Raw genomic sequence first — 26,293 nt, 5'->3', positions numbered from 1 at the left:
CTATCAAACCTTTATGAGTGTGATAATTGTGAATACAAATAAAACCGGATCGCAACTATTTGTGACCCTCTCAGCCCTCTTTGCCGTTCTTTGCGGGCTCTATTTACTCTTTGGCGGGATATGGTTAGTGACTATCGGCGGATCGTGGTATTACCCGATCGCCGGACTGGTGATGCTCGGCGTCGCCTGGCTGCTGTGGAAAAGTAAAGCTTCGGCTCTCTGGCTCTACGCTGCCCTGTTGCTGTGTACTATGGCCTGGGGCGTGTGGGAAGTTGGCTTTGACTTCTGGGCGCTGACGCCGCGCTGCGACGTGCTGGTGTTCTTCGGCGTCTGGCTCCTGCTGCCGTTTGTGTATCGCCGCCTGGTGATCCCAGCAAGCGGCGCGGCTGCATCGCTGGTGGCTTCACTGCTGATCAGCGCCGTTGTGCTGGTCTGGGCAGGCTTTAACGACCCTCAGGAGATAAACGGTACACTGCAGCTGGATAACGCTTCCACCACCGCAGCGTCTTCCATCCCTGATGCCGACTGGCCTGCCTATGGCCGTAATCAGGAAGGCCAGCGTTTCTCCCCGCTCAAGCAGATAACCACCCAAAACGTGGGCCAGTTGAAAGAAGCCTGGCGCTTCCAGACCGGTGACGTGAAGCGTGCTACCGACCCGGGTGAAATCACCAACGAAGTCACCCCGATCAAAATTCGGGACATGCTTTACCTGTGTACCGCACACCAGCAGCTGTTCGCGCTGGATGCGTCTACCGGGAAAGAGAAGTGGAAGTTTGACCCTCAATTAAATACCGATCCTTCGTTCCAGCACGTGACCTGCCGTGGCGTTTCTTACCACGAGGCCACCGCGGATAACGCCTCCCCGGACGTTGTTGCAGACTGCCCTCGCCGCATCATTCTGCCGGTAAACGACGGTCGCCTGTTTGCGCTCAATGCCGACACCGGCAAGCTGTGTGAAAGCTTTGCGAACAAAGGCATCCTGAACCTGCAAACCAATCAGCCGGTGACCACACCGGGGATGTATGAGCCGACGTCACCGCCTATCATTACCGATAAGGTCATTGTGATTGCCGGTGCGGTAACCGATAACTTCTCCACCCGTGAGCCTTCCGGCGTGATCCGTGGTTTTGACGTTAATACCGGTAAACTACTGTGGGCGTTTGACCCAGGCGCGAAAGATCCAAACGTTATTCCGGATGACGAGCATCATTACACGCTGAACTCCCCGAACTCGTGGGCGCCGGCGGCATATGATGCAAAACTGGATCTGGTTTACCTGCCGATGGGCGTGACTACGCCAGACATTTGGGGCGGCAACCGCACGCCTGAGCAGGAACGTTACGCCAGCAGCATCGTGGCGCTGAATGCCACCACCGGTAAGCTGGCCTGGTCCTATCAGACCGTACACCACGACCTGTGGGATATGGACATGCCTGCCCAGCCAACCCTTGCGGATATCACCGACAAGAACGGCAATACGGTTCCGGTTGTCTACGCTCCGGCCAAAACCGGCAACATCTTTGTGCTGGACAGGCGCGACGGTAAATTAGTGGTTCCTGCACCGGAACAGCCGGTCCCGCAGGGCGCCGCCAAAGGTGACCATGTTTCCCCTACTCAGCCGTTCTCCGAGCTGACCTTCCGTCCGAAGAAAGATCTGAGCGGCGCGGATATGTGGGGCGCAACCATGTTTGACCAGCTGGTGTGCCGCGTGATGTTCCACAGCATGCGTTATGAAGGCATCTTTACCCCACCTTCAGAAAAAGGAACGCTGGTGTTCCCGGGTAACCTGGGGATGTTCGAATGGGGCGGGATTTCCGTTGACCCGAATAATCAGGTCGCGATGACCAACCCGATGGCGCTGCCGTTCGTGTCGAAGCTGATTCCACGTGGCCCTGGCAACCCAATGGAGCCGCCAAAAGACGCCAAGGGTTCAGGCACTGAATCCGGCGTTCAGCCACAGTACGGCGTGCCGTATGGCGTAACGCTGAACCCGTTCCTGTCGCCGTTCGGCCTGCCGTGTAAACAGCCAGCCTGGGGCTATATCTCCGGCGTTGATCTGAAAACCAACGAGATCGTGTGGAAGAAACGTATTGGTACCGTGGAAGACAGCATGCCGTTCCCAACCGGCATCCCAATGAAATTCCGCATGGGGATGCCTATGCTGGGTGGCCCAATCTCCACCGCCGGTAACGTGATGTTTATTGGCGCAACGGCAGATAACTACCTGCGCGCGTTTGATATGCGTGACGGTAAACAGCTGTGGGAAGCGCGTCTGCCGGCAGGCGGACAGGCTACGCCGATGACGTATGAAGTTAACGGTAAGCAGTATGTGGTGATTTCCGCAGGCGGCCATGGCTCCTTCGGAACGAAGATGGGTGATTATATCGTGGCGTACGCTCTGCCGGACGAGGCGAAATAACGCATTGCGGGTGGCTCAGGCCACCCGCTCTTGCTTTTACGCGACGGTAAAACCGAGCATCATCCCGGTATCTTCATGCTCCAAAAGATGGCAGTGCGCCATATAGGCCGCTTCCTTCGGTGCGGCATGATCGAACTTCACCAGCACTTCGCTGCGCGCGCCTTCCACCTTCACCGTGTCTTTCCAGCCCTGACGATGCGCTGCCACCGGCCTGCCGTTCTCTGACAGAATGCGGAACTGGGTACCGTGAATATGGAACGGGTGCAGCATCATGTCGCCTTCCCCTGAAATAGTCCATTTCTCGTATTTCCCCTTTTGCGCAGCAAACGCCGGGGTTGCCATATCAAAGGCTTTCCCGTTGATTTTGTTGGCGTTGTGGAAATCAAACCCGTGGCTCATGCCACCGTGGTTCATATTTTTCATGTTGCCATGATCCATATTGCCCATACCACCGTGGCCGTCCATCGACATGCCGGCCATAGCCTGCATCCCGTATTTATCCATCAGCGCCTGCATGCCCATCATGTCGAGCATCGGATCCATCATCAGCTGCAGCCAGCGTTCGGTCACGCCCTCCAGCGACGGTAGCGCTGGCACGTTGACCAGCTTGTCCGGCAGCGTGCCAGAGGCGGCAATAATCAGCGGCTGGATGCGAACCACTGGTGCGGGTTTATCAAAGGGCGCAACGGTCATGCCCATTTGCTTCACCGGCAGGGTGACGATATCAAATGGCTTGCCGTCACGGGTATCCACCAGCACTTCAAACCGTTCGCCCATCAGCAATTCCAGCTCGGTGACTTTCACCGGCTCCGCCAGAAGCCCACCGTCGCTGGCGATCACGTAGAGAGGACGATTATCGCTGGCGGCAATATTCAGAGAGCGGGCATTGCAGCCGTTAAGCAAGCGCAGACGCAGCCAGCCGCGCGGATTGGAATGCTGCGGATAAACGGCACCGTTGCACAACAGGGTATCGCCGAACCAGCCTACGGCCGCGCTCATGACGTCCAGTTGGTAGTCAATCTCGCCGTCTTTACCGAAACGTTTGTCCTGGATAATCAGCGGAATATCATCGATGCCCCACTGCTTCGGCAGCATTAACTGCGCGCTTTCGTTATCCTCAATCAGCACCAGCCCGCCAAGTCCCATGGCCACCTGATGCCCGGTTTTACCGTGCTGATGCGGGTGAAACCAGCAGGTCGCCGCACGCTGCTGCGGCGTAAAGGTCACGCTCCGCTTCCCACCCGCCGCGATAACGCCCTGCGGGCCGCCGTCAACTTCACCGCCTACCTCAAGCCCATGCCAGTGCACCGTGGTTTCTTCTGTCAGGTTATTATGAATTTCAACCCTTACCGCTTCGCCCTGGGTCAGCTTTAGCGCCGGACCCAGCAGCGAACCGTTATAACCCCACGTCGTGGCCGATTTGCCGGCAAAAACGCGCTTTCCCGCGTTAACGGTAAGGCGGATGCTATTTTTAGCATCCGGGGCAAGCAAAGGTGGGATCGGCAGCGCCGGGAGGCCGGCTGCCAGTGCGGCTCGGCTCCAGAGTGGCAATGCGCTGAAAGCCCCGAGTGCCGCGGTATATTTAAGAAAATTACGGCGATGCATAGTCAGTTCCTTTCGTTGGCATACTTATCGGCGAGCATAAACCTTTCCCCAACGGTAAGGTCAAGTTTTAAGCTCATAATAAATATCGTCGGTGCCTATTTAACTGTGTTAACGTTTCGTATCTGAGAAAAAGTGGTAGACGTGATGAAGATGGGAGTTAGGGCATTATTACTGGGCGTATTGCTGGCTTTTTCTACCAGCAGCCTGGCGCTAAGTGAATCTGAAGCAGAGGATATGGCCGATCTGACTGCGGTATTTGTGTTCTTAAAAAATGATTGTGGCTACCAGAATCTCCCTAACGGCCAGATCCGACGCGCTCTGGTATTTTTTGCCCAGCAAAATCAATGGGATCTTAGTAATTACGATAGCTGGAATATGAAAGCATTGGGTGAAGACAGCTATAAAGATTTGAGCGGTATCGCTATCCCCACTGCAACAAAATGCAAATCTCTGGCAAGGGACTCCTTAAGCCTGCTGGCCTACGTCAAGTAACCTTCCCTCTCTCGCCGATGCTGAAATGTTGACCGTGCACCCACGGTCAATGTTGGCTATTATGTTACGCCAGATTGACCACGGTGTTAACAGAGGAGGCATCCCCGATGACCCACCCAACCGTGTGGCAAGAGACGCTGCATGACAAGTTTGGCCAGTACTTTGCCATCGACAACGTTCTTTACCACGAAAAAACCGACCACCAGGATCTGATCATCTTTGAAAATGCGGCTTTTGGCCGTGTGATGGCGCTGGACGGCGTGGTTCAAACTACCGAACGCGATGAATTTATCTATCACGAAATGATGACCCACGTTCCACTGCTGGCGCACGGCAAGGCGGAGCACGTGCTGATTATCGGCGGTGGTGACGGCGCTATGCTGCGCGAGGTGTCCCGGCATCAAGGCGTGAAGACGATAACCATGGTGGAGATCGATGCTGGCGTTGTGGCCTTCTGCCGCCAGTATTTACCGAACCATAATGCCGGCAGCTATGACGACCCGCGTTTTACGCTGGTTATCGACGACGGCGTCAACTTTGTTAACCAGACCACCCAGACCTTCGATGTGATTATCTCGGACTGCACCGATCCTATCGGGCCGGGAGAAAGCCTGTTCACCTCTGATTTTTATCAGGGCTGCAAGCGCTGCCTGAATCCTGGCGGGGTCTTCGTTGCCCAGAACGGCGTTTGCTTCCTGCAGCAGGATGAAGCCATCGACAGCCACCGCAAGCTGGGCCACTACTTTGGCGACGTCAGCTTTTACCTGGCGGCTATACCGACCTATTTTGGCGGCATCATGACCTTTGCATGGGCAACCGATAACCCGGCGCTTCGTCACTTATCGAGCGAAATCATTCAGGCACGCTTTCATAAAGCCGGCATTTCCTGCCGCTACTATACCCCTGCAGTCCACACGGCCGCGTTTGCGCTACCGCAGTATTTGCTGGATGCGCTCTCCTGACAGCCGCCCTCTGGAGACGATAAAAAATTGAAAAAACTGAAACTGCACGGCTTTAACAACCTGACCAAAAGCCTGAGTTTTTGTATCTACGATATCTGCTATGCCAAAACCGCCGACGAGCGTGACGGCTACATCGCCTATATCGACGAGCTGTATAACGCTAACCGCCTGACGGAAATCCTCAGCGAGACCTGCTCCATCATCGGCGCCAATATCCTGAACATCGCCCGTCAGGATTACGATCCCCAGGGCGCAAGCGTCACTATTTTGGTGAGTGAAGAGCCCGTCGACCCACAGAGTATCGACCAGTCAGAGCATCCAGGCCCGCTACCGGACGCGATTGTCGCGCATCTTGATAAGAGCCATATCTGCGTTCACACCTACCCGGAAAGCCATCCTGAAGGCGGCCTGTGCACCTTCAGGGCCGATATAGAAGTGTCGACCTGCGGGGTGATTTCTCCGCTGAACGCGCTCAATTACCTGATTCACCAGCTAGAAAGCGATATCGTGACCATCGACTATCGCGTACGCGGCTTTACCCGCGATGTGAACGGCCTGAAGCATTTCATCGACCACGAGATAAACTCAATTCAGAACTTTATGTCCGACGATATGAAGGCGCTGTACGACATGGTGGACGTCAACGTGTACCAGGAGAACATCTTCCATACCAAGATGTTGCTGAAAGAGTTTGACCTCAAACACTACCTGTTTAACGCCAAACCTGAGGAGTTGAGTGCCGAAGAACGAAAAACGATCGCCGACCTGCTGTGGAAAGAGATGCGCGAAATCTACTACGGCCGCAACATTCCGGCTGTATAAATCTTGATGACGTGGAGCGCCCGGGGCTCCACGTTACTCAACGCTGCTGCAGGAATTCCCGGTAAGCGTTAACCACCTGCAGAAAATCCTCTACGCCGCAAAAAGAGAGGCTTTCTTCGTCGTAATAGCTCATCCCCTCTTCTATCTCATCGCCGGAGATTTCCAGCTGATTGGCACGGACGATCACCTCTTCTTCGTCCAGCCACAGGGTATATTCATGCCCGGCACGCTGCCACTGACGTTCGCTGCCTTTCACCGAGAGTACGGCCTGCTCGACTTCATCCAGAAGCGCCAGGTTGCCCTTCACTTCTTCATTAAACCAGTGGCCGACAACCTCGTGCCCCATCGACATACGCACCTTCACCACGCCGGTGATGTCACGCAGAAATTCATAGTCCATCGCTGTTTCCTCTACATCGCGGGGGAAATCCTCACCCACGCTTATAGGCTTAATTATCGCAGTCGAGAGGAAGAAAAAAAGCGTGGGAGGTGGGAGGAATGAAAATAAAAAGGTGAGAGCGGGACCCTGCGGTCTGATGCCCTCACCCCGTCCCTCTCCCGTAGGAGAGGGTGCAAACACTAAAAACAGTCTCTTCAGAGATGGTTTTGCTGTTTATACCGCGGTCTGGAAGATAACGCCGTCCGCTTTCTCAGTGTACTGAGAAAGCTGGTCAAAGTTGAGATAACGGTAGGTATCTACCGCCGTTTTATCAACCTGAGCCATAAAGGTCTGGTACTCGTCAGGCGTTGGCAGCTTGCCCAGCAGGGAAGCAACGGCGGCCAGCTCTGCGGACGCCAGGAAGACGTTCGCCCCGGTGCCCAAACGGTTCGGGAAGTTACGGGTTGAAGTCGACACGACCGTCGCGCCATCTGCCACGCGCGCCTGGTTGCCCATACACAGGGAACAGCCAGGAATTTCGATACGCGCCCCGCTCTTACCGAACACGCTGTAATAACCTTCTTCCGTCAGCTGAGCCGCGTCCATACGGGTTGGCGGAGCCACCCACAGGCGAGTTGGCAGCTGACCTTTGTGGCTGTCCAGCAGCTTACCGGCAGCACGGAAGTGGCCGATGTTGGTCATGCAGGAACCGATAAACACTTCGTCAATCTTCTCACCGGCAACGTCGGACAGCAGACGAGCATCGTCCGGGTCGTTTGGTGCGCAGAGGATAGGCTCTTTGATGTCGTTAAGATCGATCTCGATCACTGCCGCGTATTCTGCGTCAGCGTCAGCTTCCATCAGCTGCGGATCGGCCAGCCATTTTTCCATGCCCTGAATACGGCGCTCAAGCGTACGACGGTCGCCGTAACCTTCGGCAATCATCCACTTCAACAGCACGATGTTGGAGTTCAGGTACTCTTCGATCGGCTCGCGATCCAGCTTAATGGTACAACCTGCGGCGGAACGCTCGGCGGAAGCATCGGTCAGCTCAAACGCTTGCTCAACTTTCAGCGTCGGCAGACCTTCGATTTCCAGGATGCGGCCAGAGAAGATGTTTTTCTTACCTTTCTTCTCAACGGTCAGCAGGCCCTGTTTGATAGCGTACAGCGGAATAGCATGCACCAAATCACGCAGGGTAATGCCCGGCTGCATTTTGCCTTTAAAACGAACCAGCACGGACTCCGGCATATCCAGAGGCATAACGCCGGTCGCGGCGGCAAACGCCACCAGGCCAGAACCCGCCGGGAATGAAATCCCGATAGGGAAACGGGTGTGGGAGTCACCGCCGGTGCCAACGGTATCCGGCAGCAGCATGCGGTTCAGCCACGAGTGAATGACGCCATCGCCCGGACGCAGAGACACGCCGCCACGGTTCATGATGAAATCAGGCAGGGTGTGGTGAGTCGTCACGTCAACCGGCTTCGGATAAGCGGCGGTGTGACAGAAGGACTGCATCACCAGGTCAGCGGAAAAGCCAAGGCAAGCCAGGTCTTTCAGCTCATCACGGGTCATTGGGCCGGTGGTGTCCTGGGAGCCTACGGAAGTCATCTTCGGCTCGCAGTAAGCGCCAGGGCGCACGCCATCTACGCCACAGGCGCGACCAACCATTTTCTGCGCCAGCGAGTAACCACGGGTGCTGGCAGCAACGTCTTTCGCCTGAACGAAGACTTCGCTGTGCGGCAGGCTCAGCGCTTCACGCGCTTTGGTCGTCAGGCCACGGCCGATGATCAGCGGAATACGGCCGCCGGCGCGAACTTCGTCCAGCAGCACGTCGGTTTTCAGTTCAAAGTTGGCGATCACCGCGTTGGTGTCGTGATTACGCACTTCGCCTTTGTACGGGTAAATGTCGATCACATCGCCCATATTCAGGTCATTTACGTCAACTTCGATCGGCAGTGCACCGGCATCTTCCATGGTGTTAAAGAAGATTGGGGCGATTTTGCCGCCGAGCACGACGCCGCCGCCGCGCTTGTTCGGCACGTTCGGGATGTCGTCACCCATAAACCACAGCACGGAGTTGGTGGCGGATTTACGGGAAGAACCGGTGCCCACAACGTCGCCCACGTAGGCCAGCGGGAAACCTTTTTTCTGCAGCGCTTCGATCTGCTTGATCGGGCCAATAGCTCCAGCCTGATCCGGTTCAATGCCTTCGCGGGCGTTTTTCAGCATCGCCAGGGCGTGCAGAGGGATGTCCGGGCGGGACCATGCGTCCGGCGCAGGAGACAGGTCATCGGTGTTGGTTTCACCGGTGACTTTAAAGACGGTAACGGTGATTTTCTCGGCCAGTTTAGGGCGAGACAGGAACCACTCGGCTTCAGACCAGGACTTCAGCACTTGCTGAGCGTAGGTGTTGCCCGCTTTGGCTTTCTCTTCTACGTCGTAGAAGTTATCGAACATCAGCAGCGTGTGGGACAGCGCTTTGGCGGCAATCGGTGCCAGCTTTTCGTTATCCAGCGCGTCAATCAGCGGATGAATGTTGTAGCCACCCTGCATGGTGCCCAGCAGTTCAATGGCTTTTTCAGGGGAGATCAGCGGGGAAGTGGCATCGCCTTTGGCAATGGCAGCAAGGAAACCTGCTTTCACGTAGGCGGCTTCGTCAACGCCCGGCGGTACACGGTTAGTAATCAGATCTAACAGGAATGCTTCTTCACCTGCGGGTGGGGTTTTCAGCAGCTCAACCAGTGCGGCCATTTGGGTGGCATCTAAGGGTTTTGGAACAATCCCTTCTGCGGCACGTTCAGCTACGTGCTTACGGTATTCTTCTAGCACGACGGTTCTCCTCGCTCTCATTGTCATTTGGCGCCACCGGATCTCTCTCTTCACGCTCCTGTGAGACAGCAGTTTGTAGGGTAAATGCCCGGTACCGCGTCGGGCAGCATAGCAGGATTTTCAGGGGGTGTTAATCTGTTTACAAAAAAGCAACATTAAAACGTTGCTGAATCGTTAAGGGGGAATAGATTACTTTTTGATATGACGTTCAGGCCCAAAAAAACCGCCTTTCGGCGGTTCGTTTGCCCTGACAAAGTGGTAGCACACGATGACAGGAGATGTTTTGTGGCAAGTCCAGTACGAGGACGATAATGCCCTTATCAGTTTGTGGTTGCAAGGCATCTTGTTTATTTTGCGAACAAACATCTAAAAGAGGATGCAAGCCACTGCAAACTTAAAATACCCATATCTGAGCGCACTCTTATAACCTACATTCGACGACGGCCTGCTTCGCTGGTGTAGCAGCCAGTCATCGGGTTCGGGAGCAGCTCAACCGCTCTACGTGGTAAGTCCTGTACACTTGCCTGATTCTGCCTTTCCCGGTGAAGAAGGAATCGCCGTAGCCCAAAAGGGTATACACGCAATGGAAATGCGTTTGCTGTACGCGCTGCTTCTGTTGTTAGGTTCGCTGCTTTCGCTGAGCCAGGGTGGCTGGAATATTTCAGACATTAGCGTTCAGTTCGTTTTGAACCTGGGCAATTAAGCTACTGGCCGCTCGCAAGGGCGGCCTTTTACAGGCAAAAAAAACGGCCCCGGAGGGCCGCTTTATCAAACGCAGAAAGTTACTTTTTCTTCGCTTTCGCGTTTGGCAGGTCGGTGATGCTGCCTTCGAACACTTCAGCCGCCAGGCCAACGGATTCGTGCAGCGTCGGGTGAGCGTGGATGGTGAGCGCGATGTCTTCTGCGTCACAGCCCATCTCGATAGCCAGACCGATTTCGCCCAGCAGCTCGCCGCCGTTGGTCCCGACAATCGCCCCACCGATAACGCGGTGAGTCTCTTTGTCGAAGATAAGTTTGGTCACGCCGTCTGCGCAGTCGGAAGCGATAGCACGGCCAGAAGCTGCCCACGGGAAGGTGGCGGTTTCGTAGCTGATGCCTTTTTCTTTCGCTTCTTTCTCGGTCAGACCAACCCATGCAACTTCTGGCTCGGTGTAAGCGATAGATGGGATCACTTTCGGGTCGAAGTAGTGCTTCATCCCGGCGATAACTTCTGCGGCAACGTGGCCTTCGTGAACACCTTTGTGTGCCAGCATTGGCTGACCGACGATGTCGCCGATAGCAAAGATATGAGGAACATTGGTGCGCAGCTGCTTGTCAACGCGGATAAAGCCACGGTCGTCCACTTCAACGCCGGCTTTGCCTGCATCAAGGTTTTTACCGTTCGGCACGCGGCCGATAGCCACCAGAACCGCGTCGTAACGCTGTGGTTCTGCAGGGGCTTTTTTGCCTTCCATGGAAACGTAGATGCCGTCTTCTTTCGCTTCAACGGCAGTCACTTTGGTTTCCAGCATCAGGTTGAATTTCTTGCTGATGCGTTTGGTGAAGACCTTAACGATGTCTTTGTCTGCAGCCGGGATAACCTGGTCGAACATTTCAACCACGTCAATGTCTGAACCCAGCGCATGGTACACGGTGCCCATTTCCAGACCGATGATACCGCCACCCATTACCAGCAGGCGTTTAGGTACGGATTTCAGCTCCAGCGCATCTGTGGAATCCCACACGCGTGGATCTTCATGAGGAATGAACGGCAGCTCGATCGGACGGGAACCCGCCGCGATGATAGCGTTGTCGAAGTTGATCACGGTTTTACCGTTTTCGCCTTCCACTTCCAGGGTGTTAGCCCCGGTGAATTTACCCAGACCGTTTACCACTTTCACTTTACGGCCTTTGGCCATACCCGCCAGGCCGCCGGTCAGCTGAGTGATAACTTTTTCTTTCCAGGTACGAATTTTGTCGATATCGGTTTTCGGCTCACCGAAAACGATGCCGTGCTCGGCCAGTGCTTTTGCTTCTTCGATAACTTTAGCAACGTGCAGCAGCGCTTTAGAAGGGATACAGCCGACGTTCAGACAAACACCGCCGAGGGTGCTGTAACGCTCTACGATGACGGTTTCCAGACCTAAATCCGCGGCGCGGAATGCTGCGGAGTAACCTGCCGGGCCTGCCCCAAGTACTACGACCTGAGTTTTGATTTCTGTGCTCATCATGACCTCTTAATTTATACCCGTCGTCCACCGGGTCGTTCTATCCGCCCGCAGTTTACAAAATTGTTAACAATTTTGAAACAACAAACGGCTCACGAATTGTCGCTTTCGCCAATAACCTCACAAACCACATGAGATTATCAGAAAAAAGCCGGCCGATTGGCCGGCTTTTCAATTACATCACCAGGCGGCGAATATCAGACAGCATATTGTTGATGATGGTGATAAAGCGAGCCCCATCAGCGCCGTCGATTACGCGGTGGTCGAAGGAAAGAGACATTGGCATCATCAGACGCGGCGTGAACTCTTTACCGTTCCAGACCGGCTCCATTGCAGACTTGGAGACACCCAGGATAGCCACTTCTGGCGCGTTAACAATCGGCGCGAAGTGAGTTGTCCCGATACCACCCAGGCTGGAGATGGTGAAGCAGCCGCCCTGCATTTCGCCAGCGGTCAGCTTGCCGTCGCGAGCTTTCTTGGAGATAGCCATCAGTTCGCGAGACAGCTCGGTGATGCTCTTCTTGTTCACGTCTTTGAAGACCGGAACAACCAGACCATTTGGGGTATCAACCGCCACACCGATGTTGATGTATTTTTTCAGCGTCAGCTTCTGGCCATCTTCGGACAGGGAGCTGTTGAAGCGAGGCATCTGCTCCAGCGCGGCCGCAACGGCTTTCATGATGAACACCACAGGGGTGAACTTCACGTCCAGCTTACGCTTAGCGGCTTCGTCGTTCTGCTGCTTACGGAACGCTTCCAGATCGGTGATATCGGTTTTGTCGAAGTGGGTAACGTGCGGGATCATCACCCAGTTACGGCTCAGGTTAGCACCAGAGATTTTCTGGATGCGGCCCATTTCCACTTCTTCGATTTCGCCGAACTTGCTGAAGTCTACTTTCGGCCATGGCAGCATGCCCGGCAAACCGCCGCCGGTCGCAGCCGGAGCTGCTTCAGCGCGCTTAACAGCGTCTTTCACGTAAGCCTGAACGTCTTCGCGCAGGATGCGACCTTTACGGCCGGTGCCTTTCACTTTCGCCAGGTTAACGCCGAACTCGCGAGCCAGACGACGGATCAGCGGAGTCGCATGAACGTACGCGTCATTTTCAGCGAATTCAGATTTGCCTTCTGCTTTAGCAGCTGGCGCCGCGGCTTTTGCTGCCGGGGCTGGTGCCGCAGCGGCTGGAGCTGGTGCAGCAGCCGGGGCCGCAGCAGGCGCAGCGCCTTCCACTTCGAAGACCATGATCAGGGAGCCGGTTGACACTTTGTCGCCGGTGCTGATTTTGATTTCTTTCACGGTACCGGCGAATGGCGCAGGCACTTCCATGGAAGCTTTGTCGCCTTCAACGGTGATCAGTGACTGCTCAGCGGCAACTTTGTCGCCCACTTTGACCATCACTTCAGTGACTTCAACTTCGTCACCACCGATGTCCGGCACGTTAACTTCTTTAGAACCGGAAGCCGCAGGTGCGGCAGCAGCAGCCGGAGCAGCAGCCTGTGCTGGAGCGGCAGCAGGTGCAGCACCCGCCACTTCGAAGACCATGATCGGGGAGCCGGTAGACACTTTGTCGCCGGTGCTGATTTTGATCTCTTTAACCACGCCCGCGAACGGAGCAGGGACTTCCATAGAAGCTTTGTCGCCTTCTACGGTGATCAGAGACTGTTCAGCGGCAACGGTGTCGCCCACTTTCACCATGATCTCGGTAACTTCTACTTCGTCACCGCCGATGTCCGGCACGTTAACTTCTTTTGCAGCAGCGGCAGCAGGTGCTGCGGCCGGCGCGGCTTCTTTCTTCTCTTCTGCCTTAGCAGGTGCAGCGGCTGCTGCACCTTCGGCGGAATCGAAAATCATAATCAGTTTGCCGGTCTCGGTTTTGTCGCCGACAGAGACTTTGATCTCTTTTACGACGCCAGCCTGTGGAGACGGAACTTCCATAGAGGCTTTGTCGCCTTCTACAGTGATCAGCGACTGTTCAGCTTCAACTTTGTCGCCAACTTTGACCAGGATCTCGGTGATTTCAACTTCATCAGCGCCGATGTCTGGTACTTTGATTTCGATAGCCATTGTCTCTTTACCTCTTACGCCAGACGCGGGTTAACTTTTTCTGCATCGATGTTGAATTTGGTAATTGCGTCTGCAACTACTTTCTTATCGATTTCGCCACGTTTAGCCAGTTCGCCCAGGGCCGCTACGACCACGTAAGAAGCATCAACTTCGAAGTGGTGACGCAGGTTTTCGCGGCTGTCAGAACGACCGAAGCCGTCGGTGCCCAGTACGCGATAATCATCAGCCGGTACGTAAGTACGAACCTGCTCGGCGAACAGTTTCATATAGTCAGTGGAAGCTACCGCTGGAGCGTCGCTCATCACCTGAGCGATGTAAGGAACGCGCGGAGTTTCCATTGGGTGCAGCATGTTCCAGCGCTCACAGTCCTGGCCATCACGTGCCAGTTCGGTGAAGGAAGTTACGCTATACACGTCGGAGCCCACGCCGTAGTCGTTCGCCAGGATCTGCGCTGCTTCACGCACGTGACGCAGGATAGAACCGGAGCCCAGCAGCTGAACTTTACCTTTGCTACCTGCAACGGTTTCGAGTTTGTAGATACCTTTACGGATACCTTCCTCGGCACCTGCTGGCATCGCCGGCATGTGGTAGTTTTCGTTCAGGGTGGTGATGTAGTAGTAAATGTTCTCTTGCGCTTCACCGTACATACGGGTCAGACCGTCGTGCATGATGACGGCCACTTCGTACGCGTAAGACGGGTCGTAAGAGATACAGTTAGGGATAGTCAGAGACTGAATGTGGCTGTGGCCATCTTCGTGCTGCAGACCTTCACCGTTCAGGGTCGTACGACCGGAAGTCCCGCCGACCAGGAAGCCGCGAGCCTGTTGGTCGCCAGCCTGCCAGCACAGGTCACCGATACGCTGGAAACCGAACATGGAGTAGTAGATGTAGAACGGAATCATCGGCAGGTTGTTGGTGCTGTAAGAGGTCGCAGCAGCCAGCCAGGATGCGCCAGCACCCAGTTCGTTGATCCCTTCCTGCAGAATCTGACCTTTCTCGTCTTCTTTATAGTATGCAACCTGCTCACGGTCCTGCGGGGTGTACTGCTGACCGTTCGGGCTGTAGATACCAATCTGACGGAACAGACCTTCCATACCAAAGGTACGCGCTTCATCGGCGATGATTGGAACCAGACGGTCTTTGATAGACGGGTTCTTCAGCATCACGTTCAGGGCACGAACGAAGGCGATGGTGGTGGAGATTTCCTTGTTCTGCTCTTCCAGCAGCTGAGAGAAGTCTTCCAGCGCAGGGAGTGCCAGTTTTTCGGAGAAGTTTGGCTGACGAGCTGGCAGGTAGCCTTTCAGCGCCTGACGACGTTCGTGCAGGTACTTGTGCTCTTCAGAGCCTTCCGGGAAGGTGATGTAAGACAGGTTTTCTACCTGCTCATCGGTCACTGGAACGTTGAAACGGTCGCGGATGTAACGCACGCCGTCCATGTTCATTTTCTTCACCTGGTGAGCGATGTTTTTACCTTCAGCGGTATCGCCCATGCCGTAACCTTTGATGGTGTGGGCCAGGATAACGGTCGCTTTACCTTTGGTGTCCTGCGCTTTTTTCAGTGCAGCATAGACTTTCTTCGGATCGTGACCACCACGGTTCAGCGCCCAGATCTGCTCATCAGTCCAGTCAGCAACCAGTGCGGCGGTTTCAGGATATTTACCGAAGAAGTGCTCACGTACGTAGGCGCCGTCTTTGGATTTGAAGGTCTGGTAGTCGCCGTCAACGGTTTCGTTCATCAGCTGGATCAGTTTACCGCTGGTGTCTTTACGCAGCAGCTCATCCCAACGACCGCCCCACATCACTTTGATAACGTTCCAGCCAGCACCGCTGAAGATGCCTTCCAGTTCGTTGATGATCTTACCGTTGCCGGTGACCGGACCATCCAGACGCTGCAGGTTACAGTTGATGATGAAGCACAGGTTGTCCAGCTTCTCACGGGTCGCGATAGTGATCGCCCCTTTAGATTCTGGCTCATCCATTTCACCGTCGCCCAGGAAGGCGTAAACGGTTTGCTCGGAGGTATCTTTCAGACCACGGTGTTCCAGATATTTCAGGAATTTAGCCTGGTAGATCGCACCGATTGGGCCCAGACCCATAGAAACGGTCGGGAACTGCCAGAATTCTGGCATCAGTTTAGGGTGCGGGTAAGAAGACAGGCCTTTACCGTGAACTTCCTGACGGAAGTTGTTCATCTGCTCTTCGGTCAGACGTCCTTCCAGGAAGGCACGTGCATAGATGCCCGGAGAGATGTGGCCCTGGAAGTACACCAGATCGCCGCCGTCTTTCTCGTTGGCAGCACGGAAGAAGTGGTTAAAGCACACTTCGTAAACGGTGGCAGAAGACTGGAAGGAAGCCATGTGGCCGCCAAGCTCCAGGTCTTTCTTGGACGCGCGCAGAACGGTCATGATGGCGTTCCAGCGGATAGCTGAACGAATGCGGCGCTCCAGATCCAGATTGCCCGGATATTCCGGCTCATCTTCAACGGCAATGGTGTTCACATAGTTACGAGCACCTGCAGAAGCTGCAACTTTCACGCCGCCTTTGCTGGCTTCGGACAGCAGCTGATCGATCAGATACTGTGCACGCTCAACACCTTCTTCACGGATAACCGATTCGATCGCCTGTAGCCAGTCGCGAGTTTCAATCGGATCCACGTCATTTGGGAAACGTTCTGACATGGGGGTATTCCTTATCTGTCTAATACGTTGATTTATCTGGAACCTGTCCCATTGCACTCTTTGTTCTTCATTCTTTCGGCTGTCTCTTTGTTGGCTGCGCTTCCTCACCCCGGTCACATAGTTAGCTATGCTCCCGGGGATTCACGCGCTTGCCGCCGCGATACAGCCAAAATTATTTTGAACAACTAAAAGCACAATAAGACAGGTTCTGGTTTAGTTGCCGCGCTCTAAAATTGGGCGCTTAATCCTTACGTTGCTGAAGGAGACGGAGAGAACGTTCACGACGACTCTGCTCACGGCTGCGATCCAGCAATATTTCCTCAATAAACGCCAGGTGACGATGCGACGCTTCTCGCGCCTGCTCCGGCTGGCGAGCCATAATCGCCGCAAAAATGCTGGCGCGATGGCTGCTCACTTGCGCCAACATCTCGCGGCGCGCGTAGAGCAATTCAAAATTCTGGCGAACGTTTTGTTCGAGCATCGGCTCCATGCAGCGCAGTAAATGCAGAAGCACCACATTATGGGCGGCTTCGGTTACGGCAATTTGATACTGCATGACGGCATCGGCTTCGGCGTCTAAATCGCCGGATTCCTGAGCCTGCTGGATAGCGATATGGCAATCGCTGATGCGCTTAAGATCTTCCTCTGTACCACGCAGGGCTGCGTAATACGCAGCAATTCCCTCAAGTGCATGACGGGTTTCTAGCAGATCAAACTGGGATTCGGGGTGGTCAGAAAGCAGCTCGACCAGCGGGTCGCTCAGGCTTTGCCAAAGGCTGTTCTGGACAAAAGTGCCGCCGCCCTGGCGACGAAGCAGCAAACCCTTCGCTTCGAGACGCTGAATGGCCTCGCGTAGTGAAGGACGGGAAACATCAAATTGTTTCGCCAGTTCGCGTTCAGGTGGAAGTTTTTCGCCGGGGCGCAGAGTGCCCTCAAGGATGAGAAACTCCAGCTGCTGCTCAATCACATCGGATAATTTTGGTTGGCGGATTTTGCTGTAGGCCATCGTTCCCTATCTCTGCCATTAGCCCGGAGTCAATTGGTAAGACCAATTTCACGTTCGTGGGGCTAAAAGTAACAAAGTATTCACCTTCTGTCCATATTGGTTTTGATTGAAATCATGAAAGCAGGCACATTTTAACAATAACAAAAGAAGGGCTTTTCAAAACCATAACCTGCCGACTAACTCGTGTTTACCCCCAAAGCGGTAAGTTAACGTTTATGAAACGATATATTTTTCAAAAACAACCGAGAGAAGCGGCTAATAAACGTCTTTTTCAGCGTTCAACACAACCGGCATGGGGGTATCCCGCCAGCGCATTTTCCTCCTCCCTTTTTTACAAATGGTTTCTTTTTATCCAACTCGTCAGAGCAGTGGCAGAAAGCAGGTGCAAACGCCTCCGCTTATCACTATTCTTTGCGGTGCGGTAGCCCTATCCGCAAAATTCATAATTGATAGCCGTAAAAAAAAGACTACACCTTACGGAATAGTACAATTACATCCGCGTCAATGTAGCGCAGACATTAACCATAACGAGGTTACATGATGGAAGGTCAACAGCACGGCGACACGCTGAAACGCGGCCTAAAAAACCGCCACATTCAGCTTATCGCGCTGGGTGGAGCTATCGGGACGGGCCTGTTTCTGGGCAGTGCATCCGTCATCCAGTCCGCAGGTCCGGCAATTATTCTCGGCTATGCTATCGCCGGATTTATTGCTTTTTTAATTATGCGCCAGCTTGGTGAAATGGTCGTTGAAGAGCCGGTAGCCGGGTCATTCAGCCATTTTGCTTATAAATACTGGGGCGGTTTCGCAGGCTTCGCTTCAGGTTGGAACTACTGGGTACTGTACGTCCTGGTTGCCATGGCGGAGCTGACGGCGGTCGGTAAATACATCCAGTTCTGGTGGCCGGAGATCCCCACTTGGGCCACGGCGGCGGTGTTCTTCGTTGCTATCAACGCCATCAATTTAACCAACGTTAAAGTCTTTGGTGAGATGGAGTTCTGGTTCGCCATCATTAAAGTCGTGGCCGTTATTGCCATGATTCTGTTCGGCGGCTGGCTGTTGTTTAGCGGCAACGGCGGCCCGCAAGCCTCTGTCAGCAACCTTTGGGATCAGGGCGGCTTTCTGCCGCACGGCATCACCGGGCTGGTCATGATGATGGCTATCATCATGTTCTCCTTCGGCGGGCTTGAGCTGGTGGGCATTACCGCTGCCGAAGCAGACAATCCGGAAGTGAGCATTCCAAAAGCGACCAACCAGGTTATCTACCGTATTCTGATTTTCTATGTGGGTTCACTGGCGATTCTGCTGTCTCTGCTGCCGTGGACGCGCGTCACCGCAGATACCAGCCCGTTTGTACTGATCTTCCATGAGCTGGGCGATACCTTCGTTGCCAATGCCCTGAATGTTGTGGTGCTCACCGCTGCGCTGTCGGTTTACAACAGCTGCGTTTACTGCAACAGCCGTATGCTGTTCGGCCTGGCCCAGCAGGGTAACGCGCCTAAGCTGCTGAAAAGCGTCGACAAGCGCGGCGTACCGGTGAACACCATTCTGGTTTCCGCCGGTTTTACCGCGCTCTGCGTGCTGATTAACTACCTGGCACCGGAGTCCGCGTTTGGTCTGCTGATGGCGCTGGTGGTTTCCGCGCTGGTAATCAACTGGGCGATGATTAGCCTGGCACACATGAAGTTCCGCCGTGCAAAACAGCAGCAAGGGGTCAAAACCCGCTTCCCTGCTCTGTTCTATCCGTTAGGAAACTGGGTCTGCCTGCTGTTTATGGTTGCGGTGTTGGTCATCATGCTGATAACGCCGGGCATGGCTATCTCGGTTTACCTGATTCCGGTATGGATCGTTATTCTGGGGATCGGCTACTTCATTAAACAGAAGAGTCTAAAAACCGCTAAAGCCTGATAACCACAAAGAGGCAAAGCCACGCTTTATCTCTTTGTCTGTAAGCAAAACGCCCCGCAAATGCGGGGCGTTTTAGTGTAAGCCAGATTACGCTAAACCAACGTACCGTAGATAGTCAGTAAAGCCACCACCACAACAATCACCAGCGAAACCTTCTTCGCCAGAGAAACCGCGGCCTTCGGCGTTTTCATCTTATCCTGATGCGGTTCTCGTGCCAGCGAGTACTGCGCCAGCTGCGTCAGGACCTGATACTGAGAAGTATGCCTGTCGGCAAGAGAAGCAAACCACGCGGGAAGCGCCCGCTCGCCGTGGCCCAGCAGAGCATAAGCGACCCCAACCAGGCGAACAGGCACCCAGTCCAGAACGTGAAGAATGCCATCAATTCCCGAGAGCAGGCGCTCATGCGGCGTATGATGCCGGGCAAGCCAAGTCTGCCATGCTCGTAAGAAAGCATAGCCCGCAAGCGTGACCGGCCCCCAGACTCCGCCAACCACAAACCAAAATAACGGGGCAAGATAGAAACGGAAGTTAATCCATAGCAGCGCGTTTTGCAGCTCACGCAGGTATTCACGTTCGCTACACTCTGGCGGAACACCATGAATCAGCGTGAGCTCGCTCGCCATTGCATCACGGGCATGCACGTCATCATGGCTCGCGGCTTTAAGGTAAGAATGGTAATGCAGCCTGACCTGTCCGGCCCCGATACACAGCACGCCGAGCGCAATCCAGAACACCAGCAGCGGGACGTTAAACAGCAGCCCATGCAGGGCGCGGGTAATCAGGAAAACCACGGCCATAAACGCGGCTGTCATCAACAGCGTTCTCAGCAGAGAAAAATGCTTCACCCGCCCAAACAGCACTTCAAGACGGTGATCCAGCTGCCAGTGTTCGCCCATCTTGAACAATCGCTCGCCCATCAGGACCAACAGCAAGGTAAACAGGGTCATGTGCTCTCCTTGTCAGTAGTCTTTTCAACCGCTCCCAGAAAGCGCGGCCAGTCAAACGAAGGGCCTGGGTCGGTCTTACGACCGGGAGCAATATCGCTGTGGCCCGTGATGTTTTTCGCTATATCAGGATAGTGCTGAATCAGTAACTTAGCTAAAGCTGTCAACTGGTTATACTGCGCATCGGTATAGGCCAGCGTATCCGTCCCCTCAAGCTCAATACCGATGGAAAAGTCGTTGCACTTTTCTCTTCCCTGATAGCTTGAAACGCCCGCATGCCAGGCTCGCTTATCGAAAGGCACGTACTGAATAATTTCACCGTTCCGGCGAATCAGGCAATGGGCAGAGACGCGTAAATGTGAAATACCGGCAAAGTAAGGATGAGCCTCAGGATCGAGCGTTCCGGCAAATAACGCATCAATCCATGGGCCACCGAACTCACCCGGTGGCAAACTGATATTGTGCACCACCAGCAACGAGGGATTTTCCTCTTCCGGTCGGCCGTCAACATGCGGGGATGGCAGATGTTTTACCCCCACCAGCCAGCCGTCTTTAAGCTGCATTAGAGGTTCTCCTTAGAGTGGTACTTGAGGTCGCATCAGAGTAGCATGAAACGATACTAACTTATTCATTCCGGAGTTTTACCATGCCGCCCCGCCGTTATAACCCTGACCGCCGACGTGACGAGCTACTCGAACGGATTACTCTCGATATTCCCCGCGCTGTAGCGCAGGCGCTGCGCGAAGATCTGGGTGGTGAGGTCGATCCTAATAACGACATCACCGCGCAATTATTGCCACCAGAAAGCATGTCACACGCGGTCGTCATCACGCGAGAAAATGGCATTTTTTGTGGAAAACGCTGGGTAGAGGAAGTCTTCATTCAGCTCGGTGGAGATGTCACGGTGACCTGGCATGTAGAAGACGGGACAGAAGTGACCAGTAACCAGCCGCTGTTTGAGCTTAACGGCCCTGCCCGCGTTCTGTTAACCGGCGAACGGACGGCGCTTAACTTTGTACAAACGCTTTCTGGCGTCGCCAGTGAAGTCCATAGTTACGTCGCGCTGCTAGAAGGGACGAAAACAGAGCTGCTGGATACGCGTAAAACTCTGCCAGGCCTGCGTACCGCGCTGAAATATGCCGTACTTTGTGGGGGAGGCAACAACCACCGTCTTGGGCTTTCTGATGCCTTCCTGATCAAGGAAAACCACATCATTGCCTCCGGCTCTGTTCGTCAGGCGGTGGAAAAAGCCTTCTGGATGCACCCGGACGTTCCGGTAGAAGTCGAAGTTGAATCGCTGGATGAACTGGAGCAGGCGCTGAAAGCCGGTGCCGACATCATCATGCTCGACAACTTTACCGTTGAGCAGATGCGCCAGGCCGTCGCGCTGACCCGGGGTAAAGCCCGCCTTGAAGTCTCCGGCAATGTAACGAAAGAAACCTTGCGGACCTTTGCCGAGACGGGCGTGGATTATATTTCCGTAGGTGCACTGACTAAGCACGTACGCGCGCTCGATCTTTCTATGCGTTTCCGCTGACAACCTGTCTCTACGGGCGTGCTTGCACGACGCCCGTGTTTTTTTGCGTGGTCACTTCCATTTCAGTTGTTGATAAACACAATATCTATAACTAACGCTGAAGCCCTGTCCCGAATACTGATTTCCTCATTCGCTATCGCTTCGCCGGTTCAGCACAGTGTTGCTCTCTAACAGACGGGGTGACAAATGAACAAACAACAAGGTTTCACGCTAATCGAACTCATGGTGGTGATAGGTATCATCGCGATTCTTAGCGCCATCGGTATTCCCACCTACCAGAACTATCTTCGCAAAGCGGCACTAACCGATATGCTGCAAACCTTTTTACCCTATCGTACCGCTATCGAACTCTGCGCCATAGAACACGGAGGCATCACTGGCTGTCATGCTGGCAGTAATGGTATTGCGGAAACCAAAACGACGCGTTACGTCGGCACAATGAGCGTAGCCAGCGGCGTCGTGACGCTCAGCGGACAAGAATCACTGAGCGGGCTGACGGCAATTTTTACCCCGCAGTGGAGCGATACCAGCGGCGTAACAGGCTGGACGCGAAGCTGTAGCGCGGGCAACAGTTCTGCCCTTAAACAGGCCTGTGAAGACGTATTCCGCTTTGACGACAACAGAGCAGGAGCTGACGAATGAACACAAGAGAACAGCTTCACTCACTTTGCCAGCATTACAACGCAGTGTTAGTGGAAGAGATGCCGGATACGATACGGATTGCGGCCCAGGACACCCCCAGTGAGCAAATGTACGCAGCGTTGCGTTTTCTCTGCAATAAGCATATTGAGGTGGAAGTCTGGCCTGTTGAGAAGCTGGAGAAATGGCAGAACCGGGAATCCCCCATACCTTCAGAACACGAGTACGGCAGTTCAGTGGTCACGCTATTAAACGCAACCCTTACTTCGGCCATCCAGCAACGCGCCTCTGATATTCATTTTGAACCCTTTGAAGAGGCCTATCGCATTCGGCTACGCATCGATGGTGTGTTGCAGTGCCAACCATTATTGGCTCATGCAATGGTTGCCCCTATGACAGCAAGACTCAAGATCCTTGCCAATCTGGATATCGCAGAAAAGCGCGTGCCTCAGGATGGGCAAATGGATTATTTGGTCGGGGATGTAAAAGCCTCATTTCGCATCTCGACGCTACCCTGCCGCCATGGAGAAAAGGTCGTTTTACGGCTTCTCCAGCAAAGCAGGCAAAATAGCGATCTCCCTTCATTGGGCATGTCGCAAAACGAAGCGGAGCAGTTCAGACAATCACTCAGTGCCCCACAGGGTATGATTCTGGTGACTGGACCAACAGGCAGCGGAAAAACCATTACACTCTACAGCGCTCTGGACAATCTTAACCAACCAGATATCAATGTCTGTAGCGTGGAGGACCCCATCGAAATTCCACAAGAAGGGCTAAACCAAACGCAAATAAACCCTAAGGCCGGGCTCACCTTTCAGAACGTTCTGCGCGCCTTACTGCGACAGGATCCAGACGTCATTATGATCGGTGAAATCAGAGACGGAGAAACGGCCGAAATTGCGATTAAAGCGGCCCAAACTGGCCACCTGGTGCTGTCGACGCTTCATACCAACTCCACCGTTGAAACGCTTGTCCGGCTTGAACAGATGTCCATTCCACGGTGGATGATTGCCTCAGCCGTAAACATCATTGTTGCTCAAAGACTGGTGAGAAAACTTTGCCCACATTGCAAAAAATTTAGCGATCCTCCCATAAAATTACCTGGCCATCTTTGGCCATCGACTCTGCCGAACTGGATCCCGGCAGGCTGCGAACGGTGTTACGGAGGATATTACGGGCGAACGGCACTGTTTGAGATTATGCCTGTGTCTGCTTCCCTACGTGCGGCAATCACCAACGGTGAGTCAGCCAGCAAAATAGAATCGCTTGCCAGGAAACAAGGCATGAGAACGCTATTCGAAAGCGGCTGCCTGGCGGTAAAGAATGGGCATACCACTCTGGAAGAGGTTTACCGGGTATTAGGGGTACCCAATGCCTAAGTATCTGCTCTGGCGCTGGAAGGCGATTAATCCTCATGGGCAGTTGGAGACTGGCGCCACCTTTGCCGTTGAACGCGAAGCCCTGGAGGAAGATCTCAGCAACCGGCAGCTCCAGCTGCTTTCGGTTAAAAAATCAGCCCGAGCCGGGAGCGCGTGCTGGCACATCCAGCAGAAAATTGACTTTATTCGGCAGCTTGCAGCGTTGCTCCACGCGGGTATCGCGTTAACGGACGCGCTGTTGCTGATTGCACGTCAACATCCGAAACCTGAATGGTCAGCCTTATTACAGCATATTGAGATGCAGGTATCGCAAGGTGTGGCGCTTTCAGAAACGCTCAAACAGTGGCCTCGCATCTTCCCTCCGCTGTTTATCGCCTTACTGCACACGGGGGAACTTACCGGCAGACTTGCCGAATGCTGCCAGCGACTGGCCGAGCAGCAAGAACAGCAGCATCAGCTCACTAAAAAGGTCGTGAAAGCTTTACGCTATCCATTGTTTATTCTGCTTGTTGCGCTGCTCGTTACGGCAGGAATGATAGGATTTGTGTTGCCTGAATTCGCCAACATCTACCGCACCTTTAATGCCCCTCTGCCCGTAATAACACAGGTCGTCATGAGCGCTTCAGAATGGGTAGCGACCCGGGGTGGCTGGTGTGTCCTCGCAGCTACCGTTCTTTCCCTCATTGGGTGGAGTATTCGCCGCACCCGCCCCAACCTGCAGGAAAAAGAACAATTATTGCTGTTAAAAATACCGGTGATTGCTCCCTTAAGACGGGGACAGCTACTGAGCCAGATATTCACCGTGCTCACGCTATCTCAGCATTCCGGGATCCCTCTACTGCAAGGGCTTGAGGCGGTAGAAAAAACGCTCACTCAGAGGCTTTGGCAACGACAGATTGCCGAAGTACGAACCCGAGTTTCTGAAGGGCAACCTCTCTGGAGCGCGATGAAAAATTCAGGCCATTTTACACCACTCTGCCAACAGCTGGTTCGCATCGGTGAAGAATCGGGGTCGCTGGATTCGATGCTTGAGCGCTTAGCACGCTGGCACTATGAAAAAACGCAGGAGCTAGCCGAAAGCCTTGCCGCCACGCTGGAGCCGCTCATGATGCTTGTGATTGGGCTAATTATTGGCACGCTGGTTATCGCGATGTACCTGCCCATTTTCCAGATGGGGGATGCCATGAGCGGTGGGTGATGACGCAGCATCGGCTGCTGCGCCATCCATCTCATCAGAGGCTATTGAAAACGCGGTTTTCCTGCTCCGCTACGCGGATGAAGGTGGTGCGTTTAGTCAGCTCTTTGAGGCGAGAAGCCCCCACATAGGTGCAGGCCGAGCGCAAACCGCCGAGGATATCGCGTGCGGTGTGTTCAACCGGGCCACGCAGCGGCAATTTCACGGTTTTACCCTCTGCTGCGCGATACTGCGCAACGCCGCCAACGTGGCGAGTCATGGCTGATTCAGAACTCATGCCATAGAACAGCATAAACTTCTCCCCCTCTTCCTCAACAACGGTACCGCCGCTTTCTTCGTGGCCTGCCAGCATACCGCCCAGCATGACGAAATCGGCGCCGCCGCCAAAAGCTTTAGCCACATCACCAGGCACAGTACAGCCGCCATCGCTGACTATCTGACCACCGAGGCCGTGAGCCGCATCGGCACACTCAATTACCGCAGAAAGCTGAGGATAACCCACACCGGTTTTAACTCGGGTAGTACACACAGAGCCCGGGCCAATACCAACTTTAACAATATCCGCACCGGACAAGATAAGCTCTTCGCACATCTCACCGGTCACAACGTTACCCGCACAAATAACTTTATCAGGCCATGCATCACGCGCCTTGCTGACAAACTGCGTGAAGTGCTCAGAGTAGCCGTTCGCAACATCGATACAGATAAACTTCAGCGCCGGAGTCAGGGCCAGAATCTGCTTAGTTTTAGCAAAATCGGCATCGGAGGTGCCGGTTGAAACCATGATATGACGCAGCAGGTTTTCCGGCACCGACTTAACAAAATTGCTCCACTCCTCAACAGAGTAGTGCTTATGCACCGCGGTAAGAATGTCGAAAGAGGCCAGCGCCTGCGCCATCGCGAACGTACCAACCGTATCCATATTGGCCGCGATTATCGGAACACCAGACCATGCAATGCCGGAGTGTTTGAATGTGAATTGACGCTCCAGTTCAACGTCAGAACGGCTTTTAAGGGTGGAGCGTTTTGGGCGAATTAAAACGTCTTTAAAACCTAACTTCAAATCTTCTTCAATACGCATGTTGCAGATCCCTGGGTCGAATGGCGATGAACGCGATCGGCGGTAGGCTCTTAATAATTTAAATCACAGGAAGGCAACAAGCTCGGGGCCCCGGGCCTACATAAGTAAGGGACTGGGGCGAGCAAGCGCGATAAACGCACCTGTGG

The 26,293-nt window shown here is 54.2% G+C and carries 19 protein-coding genes; 9 read left to right on the top strand and 10 right to left on the bottom strand.

The window, feature by feature from the left end; translation table 11 throughout:
- The first annotated feature begins 13 nt into the window (after positions 1-13).
- Complete coding sequence (locus VGM55_RS19570) at positions 14-2,419, top strand: glucose/quinate/shikimate family membrane-bound PQQ-dependent dehydrogenase (protein WP_331636397.1); 2,406 nt, start codon at positions 14-16, stop codon at positions 2,417-2,419.
- A gap of 36 nt (positions 2,420-2,455) precedes the next feature.
- Here the strand turns inward: VGM55_RS19570 and cueO are convergent, their stop codons facing one another.
- Positions 2,456-4,024, bottom strand: coding sequence for a multicopper oxidase CueO (gene cueO, locus VGM55_RS19565; protein ID WP_331636396.1), 1,569 nt, complete (start codon positions 4,022-4,024; stop codon positions 2,456-2,458).
- 144 nt (positions 4,025-4,168) lie between these two features.
- On the opposite strand from cueO, the gene VGM55_RS19560 reads away from it, so the two are divergent.
- From VGM55_RS19560 to speD, 3 genes are all read left to right on the top strand, one after another.
- Positions 4,169-4,516, top strand: a complete 348-nt coding sequence (locus tag VGM55_RS19560) for a YacC family pilotin-like protein (RefSeq protein WP_154187209.1) — start codon at positions 4,169-4,171, stop codon at positions 4,514-4,516.
- A 107-nt stretch (positions 4,517-4,623) separates the two neighbouring features.
- The gene (speE, locus tag VGM55_RS19555) at positions 4,624-5,478 is read left to right on the top strand and encodes a polyamine aminopropyltransferase (RefSeq protein ID WP_331636395.1); all 855 of its coding nucleotides are present in this window, start codon (positions 4,624-4,626) and stop codon (positions 5,476-5,478) included.
- Between the two features lie 27 nt (positions 5,479-5,505).
- Positions 5,506-6,300 carry an adenosylmethionine decarboxylase gene (speD, locus tag VGM55_RS19550; protein ID WP_331636394.1) on the top strand — a complete coding sequence of 265 codons (795 nt, stop codon included), beginning with the start codon at positions 5,506-5,508 and terminating at the stop codon, positions 6,298-6,300.
- 37 nt (positions 6,301-6,337) lie between these two features.
- Here the strand turns inward: speD and yacL are convergent, their stop codons facing one another.
- The 6 genes from yacL to pdhR all read right to left on the bottom strand — a co-directional run bounded on the left by yacL (position 6,338) and on the right by pdhR (position 17,464).
- Positions 6,338-6,700 (bottom strand): protein YacL, encoded by a 363-nt coding sequence (gene yacL, locus VGM55_RS19545; protein ID WP_038475512.1) that lies wholly within the window; start codon positions 6,698-6,700, stop codon positions 6,338-6,340.
- A 213-nt stretch (positions 6,701-6,913) separates the two neighbouring features.
- Positions 6,914-9,511: a bifunctional aconitate hydratase 2/2-methylisocitrate dehydratase gene (gene acnB / locus VGM55_RS19540; RefSeq protein ID WP_331636393.1), complete on the bottom strand. Its 2,598-nt coding sequence runs from the start codon at positions 9,509-9,511 to the stop codon at positions 6,914-6,916.
- A gap of 782 nt (positions 9,512-10,293) precedes the next feature.
- Positions 10,294-11,718 (bottom strand): dihydrolipoyl dehydrogenase, encoded by a 1,425-nt coding sequence (gene lpdA, locus VGM55_RS19535; RefSeq protein ID WP_154187276.1) that lies wholly within the window; start codon positions 11,716-11,718, stop codon positions 10,294-10,296.
- A gap of 175 nt (positions 11,719-11,893) precedes the next feature.
- On the bottom strand, positions 11,894-13,780 hold the full coding sequence (gene aceF / locus VGM55_RS19530; RefSeq protein ID WP_331636392.1) for a pyruvate dehydrogenase complex dihydrolipoyllysine-residue acetyltransferase: 1,887 nt from the start codon (positions 13,778-13,780) through the stop codon (positions 11,894-11,896).
- 14 nt (positions 13,781-13,794) lie between these two features.
- Positions 13,795-16,458 carry a pyruvate dehydrogenase (acetyl-transferring), homodimeric type gene (aceE, locus tag VGM55_RS19525; RefSeq protein WP_331636391.1) on the bottom strand — a complete coding sequence of 888 codons (2,664 nt, stop codon included), beginning with the start codon at positions 16,456-16,458 and terminating at the stop codon, positions 13,795-13,797.
- A gap of 241 nt (positions 16,459-16,699) precedes the next feature.
- The gene (gene pdhR / locus VGM55_RS19520) at positions 16,700-17,464 is read right to left on the bottom strand and encodes a pyruvate dehydrogenase complex transcriptional repressor PdhR (RefSeq protein WP_154187203.1); all 765 of its coding nucleotides are present in this window, start codon (positions 17,462-17,464) and stop codon (positions 16,700-16,702) included.
- Between the two features lie 537 nt (positions 17,465-18,001).
- On the opposite strand from pdhR, the gene aroP reads away from it, so the two are divergent.
- Complete coding sequence (aroP, locus tag VGM55_RS19515; protein WP_331636390.1) at positions 18,002-19,372, top strand: aromatic amino acid transporter AroP; 1,371 nt, start codon at positions 18,002-18,004, stop codon at positions 19,370-19,372.
- Positions 19,373-19,464: 92 nt separating this feature from the next.
- Here aroP and ampE read toward each other — a convergent pair whose 3' ends face one another.
- Positions 19,465-20,319, bottom strand: coding sequence for a beta-lactamase regulator AmpE (ampE, locus tag VGM55_RS19510; protein WP_154187202.1), 855 nt, complete (start codon positions 20,317-20,319; stop codon positions 19,465-19,467).
- Positions 20,316-20,879, bottom strand: coding sequence for a 1,6-anhydro-N-acetylmuramyl-L-alanine amidase AmpD (gene ampD, locus VGM55_RS19505; protein WP_331636389.1), 564 nt, complete (start codon positions 20,877-20,879; stop codon positions 20,316-20,318). The genes ampE and ampD overlap by 4 nt, the downstream gene beginning before the upstream one ends.
- An 83-nt stretch (positions 20,880-20,962) precedes the next feature.
- Between ampD and nadC the strand changes: the two genes are divergently transcribed.
- The 4 genes from nadC (at position 20,963) to hofC (ending at position 25,069) form a co-directional block, all read left to right on the top strand.
- Positions 20,963-21,853 (top strand): carboxylating nicotinate-nucleotide diphosphorylase, encoded by an 891-nt coding sequence (gene nadC / locus VGM55_RS19500; RefSeq protein WP_154187200.1) that lies wholly within the window; start codon positions 20,963-20,965, stop codon positions 21,851-21,853.
- A 186-nt stretch (positions 21,854-22,039) separates the two neighbouring features.
- A complete protein-coding gene (gene ppdD / locus VGM55_RS19495; protein WP_154187199.1) occupies positions 22,040-22,495 on the top strand; it encodes a prepilin peptidase-dependent pilin in 456 nt (151 codons plus the stop codon).
- Positions 22,492-23,871, top strand: coding sequence for a type II secretion system protein GspE (gene gspE / locus VGM55_RS19490; RefSeq protein ID WP_154187198.1), 1,380 nt, complete (start codon positions 22,492-22,494; stop codon positions 23,869-23,871). The genes ppdD and gspE overlap by 4 nt, the downstream gene beginning before the upstream one ends.
- Complete coding sequence (hofC, locus tag VGM55_RS19485; protein ID WP_154187197.1) at positions 23,864-25,069, top strand: protein transport protein HofC; 1,206 nt, start codon at positions 23,864-23,866, stop codon at positions 25,067-25,069. The genes gspE and hofC overlap by 8 nt, the downstream gene beginning before the upstream one ends.
- Before the next feature lie 34 nt (positions 25,070-25,103).
- On the opposite strand, the gene VGM55_RS19480 is transcribed toward hofC, so the two are convergent.
- Complete coding sequence (locus VGM55_RS19480; protein ID WP_154187196.1) at positions 25,104-26,147, bottom strand: GMP reductase; 1,044 nt, start codon at positions 26,145-26,147, stop codon at positions 25,104-25,106.
- Positions 26,148-26,293 lie beyond the last annotated feature (146 nt).

Origin of the sequence: Cedecea sp., assembly GCF_036500665.1 — a bacterium.
Lineage (GTDB): Bacteria > Pseudomonadota > Gammaproteobacteria > Enterobacterales > Enterobacteriaceae > Cedecea.
The sequence above is the reverse complement of the archived record's forward strand: the minus strand, read 5'-3'. Positions and strand labels throughout refer to the sequence as shown.